This is a genomic window from Bradyrhizobium sp. DOA1 (assembly GCF_001593325.1).
GTDB lineage: Bacteria > Pseudomonadota > Alphaproteobacteria > Rhizobiales > Xanthobacteraceae > Bradyrhizobium.
This window is the reverse complement of the sequence record NZ_JXJM01000001.1, coordinates 2,617,958-2,633,760: the sequence shown is the minus strand read 5'-3', so window position 1 is coordinate 2,633,760 and position 15,803 is coordinate 2,617,958. Positions and strand designations below refer to the sequence as shown.

The window sequence follows — 15,803 nt, the reverse complement described above, 5'->3', positions numbered from 1 at the left end:
AAGATCACAAGCAGTCGATGATTGCGACGGGACGATTACTCGTCCTCCTCCGGCTGCTCCTCCGGCGGCGCGAGGCCTTCGAGACCCTTCAGGAGCTCCTCTTCGGTCATGCGCTCGACGGCGACCTCGGTGTCATCTGCATCGACGCTCGCGCCGGCGGAACCGATCAGCGGCACCGTATCGGGCTCGGGCTCGTCGACCTCGACGAACTTCTGGAGCGAGTGCACCAGCTCCTCGCGGAGGTCCTCCGGCGAGATGGTCGTTTCCGCAATTTCGCGCAGAGACACAACAGGGTTCTTGTCGTTATCTCGGTCAACCGTTAGTTGTGAACCGGACGAAATCATGCGGGCACGGTGGGCGGCCAGCAGGACCAGGTCAAACCGGTTGTCGACCTTGTCGATACAATCTTCTACGGTGACGCGAGCCATGGACTGTCGCTCCGTTGTGGGTGGGACGAAATATGTGGATGATCGGGGCTAGTTATAGGGACCGTGCCGATTTCGCAAGGCCAATTTGTGATTTGGCCTCGCCAAACGGCTCTGCTACCCCCACATTGGGGCTAGGATGGATGGTTTCCCGGGCTGCCATCGAAGGTAGCACAGGGTCTATGCAAGTTCGCCATAACTATACCTTGATTGCCCCGACTTCTCCGGATTTGCGGTTTCGACGGGTTTCGGCAGCACTCTGACGTGCGTGGCTTGCCGCCGCGCGCCAACAATAAACGATCAATCACGACACACTACGCGAGCAAACTGAATGTCACTTTCCCCTACCAACAAGATCGCGCTCTTCATCGATGGGGCCAATCTCTACGCGACGGCGAAAACGCTTGGCTTCGATATTGATTACAAGCGCCTGCTGAAGGAATTTCAGAGCCGCGGGACGTTGTTGCGGGCGTTCTACTACACCGCGATCATCGAGGATCAGGAGTATTCCTCGATTCGTCCGTTGATCGATTGGCTGGACTACAACGGCTACACCGTCGTCACCAAGGCGACCAAGGAATTCATCGACGCCTCCGGACGCCGCAAGGTCAAGGGCAACATGGACATCGAGCTCGCCGTGGATGCCATGGAGCTCGCCGAGCATATCGATCAGATGGTGCTGTTCTCGGGTGACGGCGACTTCCGGTCCCTGGTCGAGGCCGTCCAGCGTCGCGGCGTGCGGGTCACCGTGGTCTCCACCATCGCCAGCCAGCCGCCGATGATCGCCGACGAGCTGCGCCGCCAGGCCGACGTCTTCACCGATCTCGTCGAGCTGCAATCCAAGCTCGGCCGCGACCCGTCCGAACGCCCCGCCCCGCGCGACCGCGGCGAGCGTGGTGAACGCCACCACGCCCCGCAATTCCTCCAGCGCGCAACGACCGTGGCGCCGAGGGGTGATGACGACTTCGAGGAGTGAGGCGGCCCGGCCAAGACGCCAGACCCCCACCCTCATCCCCGACCGTGACTGTCCGCTCTGTCCGCGCCTGGTCGCCTTTCGTGAGGCGAACCGCGCGCGTGAGCCGTTGTGGCACAATGCGCCGGTTGCGCCGTTCGGCGACATCCGTGCGCGCCTGCTGATCGTCGGCCTCGCGCCGGGCATGCAGGGAGCCAACCGCACCGGCCGCCCCTTCACCGGCGACTATGCCGGCGACCTGCTCTACGCCACGCTGCTCGAATACGGGTTTGCCAAGGGTACCTATCAAGCGCGGCCCGACGACGGCCTGAAGCTGGTCGATTGCCGCATCGCCAATGCCGTGCATTGCGTTCCGCCGCAGAACAAGCCGCTGCCGGTCGAGATCACCACATGCCGCCAGTTTCTCGTCGCTAATCTGGAGACGATGCCCAAGCTGCGCGCGATCGTGGCGCTCGGGCGGATTGCGCATGACAGCGTGCTCAAGCCGCTGAAGCTGAAAGCCTCCCAGGCTCCCTTCGGCCACGGCGCGGTGCACCAGGCCGGCGCCTTCAGGCTCTACGACAGCTATCACTGCTCCCGCTACAACACGAACACCGGCGTGCTGACGCCGGACATGTTCCGGTCCGTGTTCGCGAAGGTGAAGGCGGATCTCGGTTAGGTCTTACCTGGCTGGATTGGCCTTCAGCCATTCCAGCACATCGCCGGCGTTCCGGTCGGGCGGAAACACCGGATAGAACACATGCGTGATCCGGGCATCGTCGATGACCAGCGCCAGGCGCTTGATCAGCGTCAGACCTGCGACCTCCATCGTCGGCAGCTTCAGCGCATGCGTCAGCGCCAGCTTCTCGTCCGAGAGCACCGGAAACGGCAGATGCAGTCGCGAGGCCATCTCGATCTGGTAGTCGTTGCTCTGGGTCGACAGACCGAACACATGCACGGCGCCCGCCGCCTTCAACTCGGCAAACAGATCGCGGAACGCGCAGGTCTGCGGCGTGCAGCCGCGTGCACCCGGGATCATGTCCCAATCATCGACCAACGCGATCTTGCCCGGCTCGCCGGTGCGGGGGTAGGCGAACACGACGGTGCGGCCGCGCAGCGCCGACAGCGTGACTGACGTATCGTCGGTCGCGCGCAGGCCAATCGGAGGCAACGTCATGCCCCCGAGATGCGCGGCACCGCCGTCATCGGCCGGCGCGGGAATCTTGCTCCAGTCGACCTCGAGCAGGTTCCTCTGGGTCATCCCGCTACCCCCTCGCCCGCATCAAGCGGCCCTTCTCGCGGCTCCAGTCGCGCTTCTTCTCGGTCTCGCGCTTGTCGTGCAGCTTCTTGCCCTTTGCAACCGCGAGCTGCAATTTGGCCCGACCACGCTCGTTGAAGTACAGCTTGAGCGGGATCAGCGTCATGCCCTCGCGGTCGACCGCGCCCATCAGCTTGTTGATCTGCCGGCGGTGCAGCAGCAGCTTACGCGGCCGCTTGGGCTCGTGGTTGAAGCGGTTGCCCTGGAGATATTCGGGGATGGTGGCGTTGATCAGCCAGATCTCGCCGTTCTTGGAATCGGCATAGGACTCCGCGATCGTGCTTTTGCCGTTGCGGATCGACTTGACCTCGGTGCCGGTCAGCGCGATGCCCGCCTCGATCGTATCCTCGATGGCGTAGTTGAAGCGGGCCTTGCGGTTTTCCGCCATGACCTTGATCGGACGTTCGTTTTTATCGGCCATGACAGGCAAACCTGATCGAGATGCGCAGCAAAGCTAACAGTTCGGATGAAGTGCGCGCGTCACTTCTTGAGGAGGTCGCGGATCTCGGTCAGCAGCTCGACCTCGGCCGACGGTTTGGCGGGGACGGCAGGAGCCGCCTCCTCCTTGCGCTTCAACGTGTTCATGGCGCGGATCACCAGGAACAGCACAAAGGCGACGATGATGAAGTTGATCGTCAGCGTCAGGAAGCTGCCGTAAGCAAGCACGGCGCCTTGCTTTTTGGCATCCGCTAAGTTGGTGGCGGTGACCGCCTTCGACAAGGGGATGAAGTAGTTCGAGAAGTCGAGGCCACCGGTCGCGGCGCCGATGATCGGCATGATGACATCGCCGACCAGCGACGTGACGATGGCACCGAAAGCCGCACCGATGATGACGCCGACCGCGAGATCGACGACGTTCCCCTTCATGGCGAACTCGCGGAACTCCTTGAGCATACGCGCGCCCTTGTCCTCGACGCTCATGGAAGGCTCCCCCGAAAGGCCAACGCGTCAGTTGATCAGGCCAGCGTGAACCATCGCGCTGCGCACGGCAACCCGCGTCGGCTCGGAGACCGGGACCATCGGCAGCCGCAGCGTCTCGTCAAGCTTGCCGAGCAGCGACATCGCATACTTGATGGGCGCCGGGTTGCTTTCGATGAAGAGGTTGTTGTGCAGCGGCATCAGCTTGTCGTGGATGGCGAGCGCCGCCTTGGTGTCGCCCTTCTGCCAGGCGGCGTGGAACTCGGAGCACAGGCGCGGGGCGACGTTCGAGCTCACCGAGATGCAGCCGTGCCCGCCATGGGCCATGTAGCCGAGGATAGTCGCGTCCTCGCCCGAGAGCTGGTTGAAGTCTTCGCCCATCGCCGCCCGCTGCTGCGACACGCGCACCATGCTGGCGGTGGCGTCCTTGACGCCGGCGATGTTCTTCAGCTCCCACAGCCTCTTCATGGTGTCGACCGACATGTCGATCACCGAGCGCGGCGGAATGTTGTAGATGATGATCGGTATCCCGATCGCATCGTTGATCGCCTTGAAGTGCTGGTACATGCCTTCTTGCGTCGGCTTGTTGTAGTAGGGCGTCACGACCAGCACGGCGTCCGCGCCCGCCTTCTCGGCGTGCTGGGCGAGCTCGATCGCCTCCTTGGTGGAGTTGGAGCCGGCGCCGGCAACAACGGGGACGCGGCCCTTGGCTTCAGCGATGCACCATTCGACGACCTTCTTGTGCTCGTCATGGCTCAGCGTCGGGCTTTCGCCGGTGGTGCCGACCGGGACCAGGCCGTTGGTGCCTTCCGAGATCTGCCAGTTCACCAGGGAGCGGAACGCCGCCTCGTCCAGCCCGCCATTTTTGAACGGCGTGACCAAGGCGGTGAACGATCCCCGGAATTTCGTCTTGGCTGCCATGGACTTCCTCCGTACGCGGCGATCTCTCGAGCAAGCCCCCTTCATATCGGGTCTATCCCGCCGGTAAAAGACCCGCTGCCGTGTGACGCACCGTTTAGGCCGCGATTTTGCCGCGGTGGTGGTGCAAATCGGCCCGAAGTAAGCGGCTGTTGGTATTTTGTCCGCATATTCAATCAAATACAGCTCGATCTTGGACCCACTTGACTGATTCGGGGCGACGAAACGCCGTGACCTCCCTTCCGCGCGCCGCATGGCGATCCCTAGGTCTGATTGTAAGCCTGATGGCAGGGCTGTCGATCGGCTGCGAGGCCTTGGCCAAGCCCAACGAAACGAGCGCGGACGAGGCCAAGAAGTCCGCAAAGCCGGCGGCCAAGGACCAGTCCAAAGGAACAGACAAGGGAACGTCCAAGGATTCCGCCAAGGGCGCCAGCAAGGGTGCGACCAGCGCCCCGGCCAAGGATGCCGCCAAGAAACCTGCCAATGACTCCGCCAAGGACAAGCCGGCAGCGAAGCCAGCGGCGGCATCCAAGCCGGCGGCAGCCTCCAAGCCCGCAGCGGCGGCCCCCGCGCCCAAGCCCCCGGCCGCCAGCGCTTCGGCCCCCAAAACCGCGCCCGCGCCGGCTTCGACAGCGACGATCAGACCAGCCGCTCCGGCCCCCGCCAGACCCGTCGCAGCGCCGGTGCTGGCACCTGCGACCCGCCAGCATGCAACGCCGCGCAAGCCAGTCATACCGGCCGCGGTCGCAGCGACATCGTCGACGTCGCAGGCCGACAAGGACACGCTGGAGAACGTCATCGAATCCGTGCGCAAGCGCAAGGCAGCCGACGCCACCAATTACGCGGCTTCGATTTCCGATCCGGTGGCGCGAAAGCTCGCGGAATGGATCATCCTGCGCAGCGAAGATAACGGCGCGACGGTGGAGCGCTATCGCGCGTTCATCTCCGCCAACCCGAGCTGGCCGTCGCAGACCTTCCTGCGCCGGCGCCTCGAGGCTGCGATGTGGGATGATCGGCGCGACGAGTCCGTGGCGTGGTCGTGGTTCGAGAATGAGTCTCCGATCTCCGCCAAGGGCCGCTTCACGCTCGCCAGGGCGTTGCTGGCACGCGGCGACCGCGCCAATGCCGAGCGGTTGGTGCGCGAGGCTTGGCGCAGCGATCCGATGTCGGAGGACACCGAGAACAACGCACTCGATCAGTTCGGTGCCCTGCTGACGCCGGGCGATCAGAAGGCGCGGATGGACACCCTGCTCTACGGCAGCGAGAACGAAGCCGCGCTGCGCGCCGCAAAGCGCCTCGGCGCCGGTTATGTCGCGCTGGCCAAGGCCCGCATCGCTGCGGTCAAGAAGGCGCCGAATGCACGGGCGCTGCTCGATGCGGTGCCGCGCGAGCTGCACAACGATCCCGGCTTCATGTTCAGCAAGATCCAGCTGCTGCGCCGCGAGGAGAAGTTCACTGAGGCTGCCCAGCTCATGCTGGCGGCGCCGAAGGACCCGGGCCGGCTGCACAATCTCGACGAATGGTGGATCGAGCGCCGCCTGCTGGCGCGCAAGATGATCGACACCGAGGAATTCCGCAGCGCCTATCTGATCGCACGCGACGCCGCGCTGCCCTCGCGCGACATCTACAAGACCGAGCAGGAGTTCACCGCAGGCTGGATCGCGCTCCGCTTCCTCAACGATCCCGCGACCGCCGCGCAGCATTTCGCGCGCATCGGGGTCGGCAGCGTCAATCCGACCGCGCTGGCGCGTGCCGGCTACTGGCAGGGCCGCGCCGCGGAAGCGATGGGCCGCCAGCAGGAGGCCCGCAACGCCTATGCGCGAGCTGCCGAGCAGTCGACCAGCTACTATGGCCAGCTTGCGCGCGCCAAGCTCGGCCTGCCCCAGATCGAGCTCAACAGCCAGCCGCGTGGCCGCGGCGCCGAACGGCTAGAGATCGTGCGCGCCGCGCAACTGCTCTACGAACTGGACGAGCGCGAGATGGCGATACCGCTGCTCGCCGACATGGGCGAGAACGGCGATCCCGAAGCGCTTGCCGGCCTCGGCGAGCTGACCCAGCGCTACACCGACGCGCGCGGCATGCTGCTGCTCGGCAAGGCTGCGCTCAACCGTGGCCTGCCGTTCGACTTCTACGCCTACCCCGTCAACGGCATTCCGCAGTTCACACCGATCGGCCCCGAGGTCGAGCGCAGCATCATCTACGCCATCGCGCGGCAGGAGAGCGCGTTCAATCCGTCGGTGGTCTCGCCGGCGCAGGCCTATGGACTGATGCAGGTGACCCCGGATGCCGCGCGCTATGTCTGCAAGCGGCATGGGGCGACCTACGATCTAAGCCGGCTGAAGAACGATTCGGTCTACAACGCCACGCTCGGCTCGGCCGAGCTCGGCGGACTGCTCGAGGACTATCGCGGCTCCTACATCATGACCTTTGCCGCCTACAACGCCGGCCGCGGCAGCGTGAAGAAGTGGGTCGAGCGCTATGGCGATCCGCGCGATCCCAAGGTCGATGCGGTCGACTGGGTCGAGCTGATCCCGTTCTCCGAGACGCGCAACTACGTGCAGCGGATCATGGAGAACCTTCAGGTCTACCGCGCCCGCTTCGGCGGCGGCACGCGCCTCCAGATCGAGGCCGATCTGCGCCGCGGCGCCGGCAGCGTGGAATAGCGCCATTCTCCTCCGATCTGCTGTCGGAGCATCGGCCGGGAGCGATGCCGTCCGGCCCTGAGTCTCTCGAACGACGTACGAAGCTGTCGCGCACGAAGCTCAAGCCTTCTTTGCGACAGCATATCTCGAGCGAGGGCCACCGAGCTCGCGAGGCACGTCGATAAGCTCGCGAGGGTCCCGCCGTTCCTAGGTGCGAGCCGCCTGCTGCTGCAGAATCGGATCAGCCGGGTGTTCTGCTGGGCGTCGGCCGTCCGCAGGTCGCAGGCCACGCGTCGCGGATGGCTGCAGGCGCCAAGATCCCTCCGATATCGTGCCACCGGATCGTCACGAAATCCGATCGACGGAGAACGGCAGGTCGAGTTGCGCGCGGCGGCACGAAGCGAGAGCTGAGCATTGGCGGCGATTAAGAATGCGGACAAAAGAAAAGCCCCGGCGGTTTCCCGCCGGGGCTCTCTGTCAGGTCGTTAGACCGAACTTACCAGTTGCGCTGAGCGCGGAGGAGCAGCGTGATGGTGTCCTGATCCTTCAGCTCGTACACGGCAGCCGGCTTGGCCGTCGTGCCGGAACCAGCGTAAGCCACGTTGCCGGAATACTTCTGGTCCAGGTGGGTCCAGTTCAGGTCGGCCGAGAACGTCAGGTTCTTGACCGGGGTCCAGCGGGTGATGATACCGATCTGGCCGATCGCGAAGTCAGGGTTACAACCCGTGACGCCGGCCAGGCCGCCGAACACGCCGCCTGCGCCGCCTGCGCCGCACAGAGTGGTCTTGGCGAGCGTGCCGAACTGAGCCTGAGCGTAGGCACCGTACAGCGCGGTTTCCAGTAGGGATCCCAGTTGTGGGTGTAAGCGCCACGGAAGCCCCAGGTCTTGACGGTTTCCTGCTGGCTGCCCGTGATGAACACGGTATCCGGAGCGGTGGCGAAGCCGACGCTCTGGTAGGAACCGTTGCTCGAGCTGCCGAACATCGAGTAGCTGCCGCCCGACAGATTCTGGAAGTTGTAGCGGGTCGCACCGTCGGTGTAGACGCCCGAAATGTTGATCACGTCACCCGCACCGGTCGGGATGTTCTTGATCGACAGAGCGAGCTGAACCGCCCAACCCCACTTGTCGTCGGGATGGCCAGTCGGCTCGGTCGCGCCGTAGTAAGCGACATGGTTGTCATGCGCGGCGACCGACGCCTGGAAGAGACCCCAAGCCTGGTCGACACGAACCATACCAACGAGGTTCGGCGAACGCGAACCGCCGATGGCGTTGGAGCCATACGAACCGCCGATCATGCCAGCCGCAGTCGCGCCGGTCATGTTCAGGTTGCCGGCCTGGTAGTAGGCCGTCGCGTCTTCCGCCGAGAACGACGCCGTGATGCCCTGACCGAAGTCAGCGGTGTAGGTGAACTGGTTGACACCAGTGACCGTGCCGCTGCCGCCGACGAGGCTGTCGAAGTTGTTGCCGGGATAGTTGGTCCAGGGCGCGTCGAACTGCGACACGGCCTTACCCATGGTGAAGCCGGCGAACTGGATGAAGGCGTAGTACACGCCGAGCGAACCGGCCGAGGTGTTGCCATCGGTGCCGTTGACCGACGAGCCAACGAGAGCCGGGGTCGCACCCGAGGTATTGAGGCCGAGAGCACCGCTGTAGACCGTCGCGCCGGTCGCGCTGCCCAACCCTGAATAGTTGCCGGTTGTCCAGGAGAACACGCCGTCGAAGAAGGTACGGACGACGCCGTACTCGGTCGCAGTGCGGGTGTCGATGTTGAGATCTTCACGAGCACGCATCGTGTAGTAGTTCGTCAGGCGGTTGCGCGCACCGTTGTTGCCGGTGAGCTGGCCGCTGAAGACCGAGTTGGTGTTCAGCGCGACTTCAGCGCGCAGATAACCACCCAGCTTGATGCAGGTATCGGTGCCCGGGATGTAGTAGAAACCCGCACCGTACAGGGAGCAGATCTTCACGTATTCGACCGCCTTGGCCTTCACGGGCAGATCGGCTGCCTGCGCTCCGCCCACGGCGATCAGACCCGCCGCTGAGCCGAGCAAAAGGCTCTTAACCAACTTCATGTTAAACCTCCAAGTTGCTCTTCAGGGAAGGTCACTGACCCGGACGGCCAATTCCCCAACCCCCTCTAAATCACCGCTTTCGGCTCCTTCGCGTCTTCGGACACACCCGCATGAACGCGAGGGACTTAAGCGAATGACCTAAACGGGACGACCTTGGGATGCCCCCCTCCGTCGCTCAGTCACAATTACCGAACGCCCTTGCACACACAACAACAGAACGCTTCGAAACGGGCCGATGGAGCGTGTTTTCCGACGGGTGTTGCACAAACAACACGCAGATGTGATCTCGCCGTCCTCACAACACATTGTTTTTCTTTATCTTTTCAGAGCGGTTCCGCTCGCCACCAAAGTTCCGCATATGTGGCACCTGCGGCGTCACCCGCCCCTGACGAGCTCAGAAGCAGCTCGAATCGCGGGAATCAAAGGAGACTCAAGGGGAAGGAGAAGCACCTTCCGCGACTCTCTATTTGGCCCCAGGCGTGATCAGTTTTGGGCACGGCGCGAACACTCATTATATGGATGGTGGCATTGCCGGATCGGCACCGGGAGCTCAGCCGGCACAGACGGATTCGGACCCGCGGATCAGGCTGCTCTCGATCGCCATCAAATTCTTCAATAAATTTAGCTTGTTATGAGAGGGTCGATACCTTCATAGGTGAAACCGTCATTGCCCGGCCTGTCGAATGTTCCCGCCTTCGAGGCAAACCGCTTCATCTCGAAAATCACTGGGAATATTCGAGCAAAAACACGCGCTTCCAAATTGACCGGCCCAAGCAATTAGATGCATAAGGCTCGCACCGGAGAGGTGGCCGAGTGGCTGAAGGCAACGCTTTGCTAAAGCGTCATACGGTCTCAAGCTGTATCGAGGGTTCGAATCCCTCCCTCTCCGCCACCCAACCCCAGAATCAATCCAGGTCTGTGCCGCTCGCCTGAATGCGATCGCGTGCCGGGGAAAGCCCTGCCAAGGATCGGCGCCACGAGCCCGGCCGATTCGCGCTCACCTTATTATATGTCGCAGCTTCTAACGGCCCGACCGCCAGATCCGCCAATGCGAGGGTGAGATCAACACCGCTTCGCCGGCCCAGACGTTGAACCAGACGCCGGATTTACGCCGGCATGGGAACATCCAGGGCACAACACCCGTCTTGTGCAGACGTCCGAGTTCCAGATCGCAATCGTCGGGCGCGATCTGAATCGGCAGCCATTGACCCATGCCTGGGCCGTTTCTGTGAGAGTCGCTCATGCGACACCGGTGTAGAGACCGGCATGAGGCAGGAACTTGATTCTCCGCAATCGGATCGCCCCGTGAGAACACGGGGCCGGATGCGATCCTTGAGTTCAGTGGGCTGAGACCCACGCCCTCGCCTCGCGCTGCGCGGCCGAGATCTCGGCCTCCGACATCTGCCCGGCGACTTCCTGGCGCAGCGCGACGGCGTCCTTGCGGCCCTTCAGCGCGGCGAGGTTGAACCATTTATGTGCGGCGATCAGATCGACGAGGCCGGCGCGGCCGCTCGCCCAGTAGATCCCGCGCTCGAACAGCACGTCCGAGAGCGCGCTTGCGTCGATCGGCGTCGCCGTCTCCAGATCGAAAGTACCCTGAAACATGTCGCATCCCCTTTTTCTTATGCCGCCTCGTTCCCCCGAGCGCGGCTCCCGTCCAAATCGTTGTTCAACTCATCCCCGAGTCTTCTTGTCCATGCCGTTTGCCGGCTTGTTGGAGGCGATGATGGCGGGCAAATTTGAATGGCAGTTTAAGTATCGCGATGAAGCAGACGTAAACGCGGGCGCGCGGCGCCGACGCGCAGAATCCCGGAAGTCCCTGATTTGCAGGCACTTCTGCGATTCGTGAGATTCTGTTTACCGCAGGATTTCAGGACATCGATAACCATCGCGCGCGGTCGGATGCGCCGTGGCGTGCCGCTCGTCGTCGCCACATGCGCAGACGGGGCGCCCCGATATCCCGACTGACGGCAGTCATCCCACCGACAGGCCGCGACGGACTGGATCGGCGGTCGGAGCCGGGGCGATGACGCCGGGAATGAGACGTGGCGTGCGACGGTGCAATCAGCCGCAGCCCTCGCCTGTGCAAGGACACGGCAAGACGTCAGCGCGACGGCGTCGCGGTCAGATCAACAATGTCTGGAAAAGGAATGCCGGCAATACCCCGGCCTCAGGAGAACGAGGGCGTCGGCGAACACGTCAGGACCAGATTCCACGTTGGCCCGAAGGCCGCTTGTGAAATTGCGGAGCCCCTTGCGGAGAACCACACCGAACGAAGAAAACTTGTTTCTTCTGCCGGACCGCGAAAGAGCGATCCGACCGTTGACCTGATGTCTCGCCGACACCCTCTATCGTCGACCAGAACCATTAGAAGGCGCTGATGACGTGCCGGCTCATGGAGCCGGCAACTTCAGAAGCGAAGTTACTTCTTCTTCGCGACCTTGCGGGTCTTCTTCGCAGTCTTCTTCACTGCGCTCTTCGCCTTCTTCGCCTTCTTCGCCTTCTTCGCTTTCTTGGCCATGTTGCCCTCCGATGTGTGAGATGGCTTTAATCGCTGCGTGCACTCGGGGATCGAATGCACTTCATCCCGAATACACCAACACGAAGAAAAAAACAGCGTCTCGCTTAAAGAAGTGTTGACGACGCAACGCACGTGCGCTTGGCCGGCGCGATGCAAGCGCACTGCATGACATGTGCTCGCGACGACGGAGGGTGAGCACATCGTCGCTGTTTGCGAGCAATGCGATTGCGGAAAAACACTATGCAGCAAGTATTTTTCTGTACGCGCGCATCGCGCATGATCGACGTACACACGTGCATCGCAGATCGCGCGATCGCCTCGCAAAGGCGTTTCGCGGACTCTGAGTCGCGATTTTTGGCAACGAAAATATTTTCATGCTTAACGGCGCGAACGCTGGTCGGAGCGTGCGCAAGCCGCCGTTTTGCGCGAATCGCGTGACGGCGATTCGCTCGCCGCATCGCCGTCGTCAGGATGAAGTTTGCCGTTCGAGGATGCGCGCGAGCGTCGCACCGGATGCCGGAAGCGAGGTGACGATGCGCGCGTCCATCACCTCGCTCGAACGTGTGAGGCTGCTAGACGCCGAGCTTGGACTTGAGCAGCTCGTTGACGCTCTGCGGGTTGGCCTTGCCGCCGGACGCCTTCATCACCTGGCCGACGAACCAGCCGAGCGACTGCGGTTTGTCCTTCACCTGCGCAGCCTTGTCGGGATTGGCCGCGATGATGTCGGCGACAACCTTTTCGATCGCCGAAAGATCCGTGACCTGCTTCATGCCGCGGCTTTCCACCAGCGCGCGGGGATCGCCGCCCTCCTGCCAGACGATCTCGAACAGATCCTTGGCGATCTTGCCCGAGATCGTGCCCTCGCCGATCAGGTCGATGATCGCAGCGAGCTGCTCCGCGCTCACCGGAGAGGCCGTAATATCCCGGCCTTCCTTGTTGAGACGGCCGAACAGCTCGTTGATCACCCAGTTCGCGGCCATCTTGCCGTCACGCGCGCGGTTGCCGAGCCTGTCGAGCACGGTCTCGTAGAACACCGCGCTCTCGCGCTCGGCGACCAGCACGCTCGCGTCATAGGCCGACAGGCCGAAATCGGCAACGAAGCGCGTCTTCTTCTGGTCCGGCAGCTCCGGCAGCTCAGCCTTCAGCTCGTCGACGAAGCCCTGGCTGAACTCCAGCGGCAGCAGGTCGGGATCGGGGAAGTAACGATAGTCGTGCGCCTCTTCCTTCGAGCGCATCGAGCGTGTCTCGCCCTTGTTGGGGTCGTAGAGCCGCGTCTCCTGGTCGATCGCTCCACCGTCCTCGATGATCTCGATCTGACGCCGCGCCTCGTACTCGATCGCCTGGCCGATGAAGTTGATCGAGTTCATGTTCTTGATCTCGCAGCGCGTGCCGAGCGGCCCGCCGGGCTTCCGCACCGAGACGTTGACGTCGGCGCGCAGGCTTCCCTTCTCCATGTCGCCGTCGCAGGTGCCGAGATAGCGCAGGATCGAGCGCAGCTTGGTCACATAGGCCTTGGCCTGCTCGGCGTCGCGGATGTCGGGCTTGGAGACGATCTCCATCAGCGCCACGCCGGAGCGATTGAGATCGACATTCGACATGGTCGGCGACCGGTCGTGCAGCAACTTGCCGGCGTCCTGCTCCAGATGCAGCCGCTCGATGCCGATGCTGACGCTGCGGCCGCCGTCGAGCTCGACCAGCACCTCGCCCTCGCCGACGATCGGAGACTTGTACTGGCTGATCTGGTAGCCCTGCGGCAGGTCCGGATAGAAATAATTCTTGCGGTCGAACACCGAACGCAGATTGATCTTCGCGTTGAGCCCGAGCCCGGTCCGGACAGCCTGCCTGACGCATTCCTCGTTGATGACGGGCAGCATGCCGGGCATCGCGGCGTCCACCAGCGACACATGGCTGTTCGGCTCGCCTCCGAACGCGGTCGAGGCGCCCGAGAAAAGCTTCGAGTTAGACGTCACCTGGGCATGGATCTCCATGCCGATCACCATCTCCCAGTCACCGGTGGCGCCCTTGAGAAGCTTGTGCGTGGCCGTGCTCATGTCTTGCTCCCGAGCAGCGTGGCAGCGATCCGCTCCCACTCTGCTTCCAATGAATCCTTTGCAGCGGGCTGACCGGCCTGGCGGTACCAGTAGCCGGCATTGCTGAGATCGCCTTCGACGCGGTGCAGGTAGGCATGCACCCAGGCCGCCTCGCGGCTGCTCTCGTCCTGGACAATCCCGTGCGCGCGGTCCCAGTCGCCCTTCGCCGCCCACCAGAGGCCGGCGAGCGGCGCGTTCAGTTCCGGCGCAGGCGCCGCGCCGTCGAGGCTCGCGATGAAATCAGCGACATTCACCACCACCTCGCGGGCGTGAAGCGGCCGGCGGCCTGCTCGATGACGTCGCCGAGCGAGAACAGCGTCTCCTCGTCGAAGGGACGGCCGATCAGTTGCAAGCCGAGCGGCAGGCCCTGCGCGTCCTTACCCGCGGGCACGGCAATGCCCGGCAGGCCCGCCATGTTCACCGTCACCGTGAAGATGTCGTTGAGATACATCTCGACGGGGTCTGCACCGCCCTTCTCTCCGATGCCGAAGGCCGCCGACGGTGTTGCCGGCGTGAGGATCGCGTCGACGCCCCTCGCGAAACAATCCTCAAAATCCTTCTTGATCAGCGTGCGCACCTTCTGGGCCCGCAAGTAATACGCATCATAATAGCCCGCCGAGAGCACATAGGTGCCGATCATGACACGGCGGCGCACCTCCGCGCCAAAACCTTCGGCGCGGGTGTTCTCGTACTGCTCGATGATGTTCTTACCGGACTCGCGCAGGCCGTAGCGCACGCCGTCATAGCGCGCGAGGTTGGACGAGGCCTCGGCAGGGGCCACGATATAATAAGCCGGCAGCGCGTATTTGGTATGCGGCAGCGACACCTCGACGAGCTCGGCGCCGGCCGCCTTCAGCCACGCTGCGCCCTCGCTCCACAGCTTCTCGATCTCGCCCGGCATGCCGTCGAGACGATACTCCTTGGGGATGCCGATCTTCATACCCTTTACGGACTTGCCGATCGCGGCCTCGTAGTCAGGCACGGGGATGTCGACGGAGGTCGTGTCCTTCGGATCGTGGCCGGCCATCGAGCGCAGCAGCATTGCGGCATCGCGCACGCTGCGTGCGATCGGACCGGCCTGATCGAGCGAGGAGGCAAACGCGACGATGCCCCAGCGCGAGCAGCGGCCATAGGTCGGCTTGATGCCGACGGTTGCGGTGAAGGCCGCCGGCTGGCGGATCGAGCCGCCGGTATCGGTCGCGGTCGCGCCCATGCAGAGCAGCGCCGCCACGGCCGAGGCCGAGCCGCCGGACGAGCCGCCCGGCACCAGCGTCGTGTTGCTTCCCTCGCGCCGCCAGGGATTGCCGACCGGGCCGAAGCACGAGGTTTCGTTGGCCGAGCCCATCGCGAACTCGTCGTTGTTGAGCTTGCCGAGCATCACCGCGCCGTCGCGCCAGAGCTGCGAGGTGACGGTGGACTCATAGGTCGGCACGAAATTGTCGAGGATCTTCGAGCAGGCCGTGGTGCGCACGCCCTTGGTCGCGAACAGATCCTTGATACCGAGCGGGATGCCGGCGAGCGGCCCGCCCTCACCCTTGGCGATCTTCTCGTCCACGGCCTTGGCCATGGCGCGCGCCTGGTCCGGCGTCTCCATCACGAAGGCATTGAGCACGCGCGCGGCCTCGATCGCGGAAAGATGCGCGTCGGTCAGCTCGAGTGACGTGAAAGTCTTGTCGGCGAGACCCTTGCGGGCCTCGGCGAGCGTCAGCGATGTCAAATCGGTCATTTATTGATCGGGCTGCAGAAGAATGGAGACAGGGTCTTGTCATTGGCCGGGTCGTCTTTTTTGGCGGCCGCATTCGCGGCGGCCTCGAGCTCGTCGAGCACGGCATTGACGGCGACATTGGGATCGGCAGCCTTGCCCTGCCGCTCCATCTTGTCGAGATAGTTCATGTAGGCCTGATAGGCCTTCTCATCGTCGCAAAGCAGACACATCGGACAGCGTCCTG

At 63.5% G+C, this 15,803-nt stretch carries 13 protein-coding genes, 1 tRNA gene and 1 pseudogene; 4 read left to right on the top strand and 11 right to left on the bottom strand.

Annotated features, from left to right (window positions below; genetic code table 11):
- Nucleotides 1-35: 35 nt before the first annotated feature.
- On the bottom strand, nt 36-428 hold the full coding sequence (gene rpoZ / locus SE91_RS12500) for a DNA-directed RNA polymerase subunit omega (protein ID WP_007603391.1): 393 nt from the start codon (nt 426-428) through the stop codon (nt 36-38).
- 328 nt (nt 429-756) lie between these two features.
- Here rpoZ and SE91_RS12495 point away from each other — a divergent pair, with 328 nt between their 5' ends.
- The gene (locus SE91_RS12495) at nt 757-1,401 is read left to right on the top strand and encodes a LabA-like NYN domain-containing protein (RefSeq protein WP_060736267.1); all 645 of its coding nucleotides are present in this window, start codon (nt 757-759) and stop codon (nt 1,399-1,401) included.
- Nucleotides 1,382-2,056, top strand: a complete 675-nt coding sequence (locus tag SE91_RS12490; RefSeq protein ID WP_061847807.1) for a uracil-DNA glycosylase — start codon at nt 1,382-1,384, stop codon at nt 2,054-2,056. The genes SE91_RS12495 and SE91_RS12490 overlap by 20 nt, the downstream gene beginning before the upstream one ends.
- Before the next feature lie 3 nt (nt 2,057-2,059).
- Here the strand turns inward: SE91_RS12490 and SE91_RS12485 are convergent, their stop codons facing one another.
- The 4 genes from SE91_RS12485 to dapA are packed head-to-tail and all read right to left on the bottom strand — an operon-like array spanning nt 2,060 to nt 4,534.
- Entirely contained in the window at nt 2,060-2,638 is a 579-nt protein-coding gene (locus tag SE91_RS12485; protein WP_008548328.1) for a peroxiredoxin, read from the bottom strand.
- Nucleotides 2,639-2,642: 4 nt separating this feature from the next.
- Nucleotides 2,643-3,116: an SsrA-binding protein SmpB gene (gene smpB / locus SE91_RS12480; RefSeq protein ID WP_061847806.1), complete on the bottom strand. Its 474-nt coding sequence runs from the start codon at nt 3,114-3,116 to the stop codon at nt 2,643-2,645.
- Nucleotides 3,117-3,175: 59 nt separating this feature from the next.
- Nucleotides 3,176-3,589, bottom strand: coding sequence for a large conductance mechanosensitive channel protein MscL (gene mscL / locus SE91_RS12475; protein WP_008548332.1), 414 nt, complete (start codon nt 3,587-3,589; stop codon nt 3,176-3,178).
- 54 nt (nt 3,590-3,643) lie between these two features.
- Nucleotides 3,644-4,534 carry a 4-hydroxy-tetrahydrodipicolinate synthase gene (dapA, locus tag SE91_RS12470; protein WP_061847805.1) on the bottom strand — a complete coding sequence of 297 codons (891 nt, stop codon included), beginning with the start codon at nt 4,532-4,534 and terminating at the stop codon, nt 3,644-3,646.
- Between the two features lie 281 nt (nt 4,535-4,815).
- Between dapA and SE91_RS12465 the strand changes: the two genes are divergently transcribed.
- Complete coding sequence (locus SE91_RS12465; protein WP_061847804.1) at nt 4,816-7,194, top strand: lytic transglycosylase domain-containing protein; 2,379 nt, start codon at nt 4,816-4,818, stop codon at nt 7,192-7,194.
- Nucleotides 7,195-7,669: 475 nt separating this feature from the next.
- On the opposite strand, the pseudogene SE91_RS12460 reads toward SE91_RS12465, so the two are convergent.
- A pseudogene (locus tag SE91_RS12460) lies at nt 7,670-9,243 on the bottom strand (porin).
- A 799-nt stretch (nt 9,244-10,042) separates the two neighbouring features.
- Here SE91_RS12460 and SE91_RS12455 point away from each other — a divergent pair.
- A tRNA-Ser gene (locus SE91_RS12455) sits at nt 10,043-10,135 on the top strand.
- A gap of 446 nt (nt 10,136-10,581) precedes the next feature.
- On the opposite strand, the gene SE91_RS12445 is transcribed toward SE91_RS12455, so the two are convergent.
- The 5 genes from SE91_RS12445 to SE91_RS12420 form a co-directional block, all read right to left on the bottom strand.
- Nucleotides 10,582-10,848: a hypothetical protein gene (locus SE91_RS12445; RefSeq protein WP_061847802.1), complete on the bottom strand. Its 267-nt coding sequence runs from the start codon at nt 10,846-10,848 to the stop codon at nt 10,582-10,584.
- Between the two features lie 1,488 nt (nt 10,849-12,336).
- Entirely contained in the window at nt 12,337-13,815 is a 1,479-nt protein-coding gene (gene gatB, locus SE91_RS12435; RefSeq protein WP_061847801.1) for an Asp-tRNA(Asn)/Glu-tRNA(Gln) amidotransferase subunit GatB, read from the bottom strand.
- Nucleotides 13,812-14,114 (bottom strand): hypothetical protein, encoded by a 303-nt coding sequence (locus SE91_RS12430; protein WP_156489586.1) that lies wholly within the window; start codon nt 14,112-14,114, stop codon nt 13,812-13,814. Before SE91_RS12430 ends, gatB begins: the two co-directional genes overlap by 4 nt.
- Nucleotides 14,105-15,580, bottom strand: coding sequence for an Asp-tRNA(Asn)/Glu-tRNA(Gln) amidotransferase subunit GatA (gene gatA / locus SE91_RS12425; protein WP_060736272.1), 1,476 nt, complete (start codon nt 15,578-15,580; stop codon nt 14,105-14,107). Before gatA ends, SE91_RS12430 begins: the two co-directional genes overlap by 10 nt.
- Entirely contained in the window at nt 15,577-15,789 is a 213-nt protein-coding gene (locus SE91_RS12420; protein ID WP_008548392.1) for a hypothetical protein, read from the bottom strand. Before SE91_RS12420 ends, gatA begins: the two co-directional genes overlap by 4 nt.
- Between the last annotated feature and the right edge of the window lie 14 nt (nt 15,790-15,803).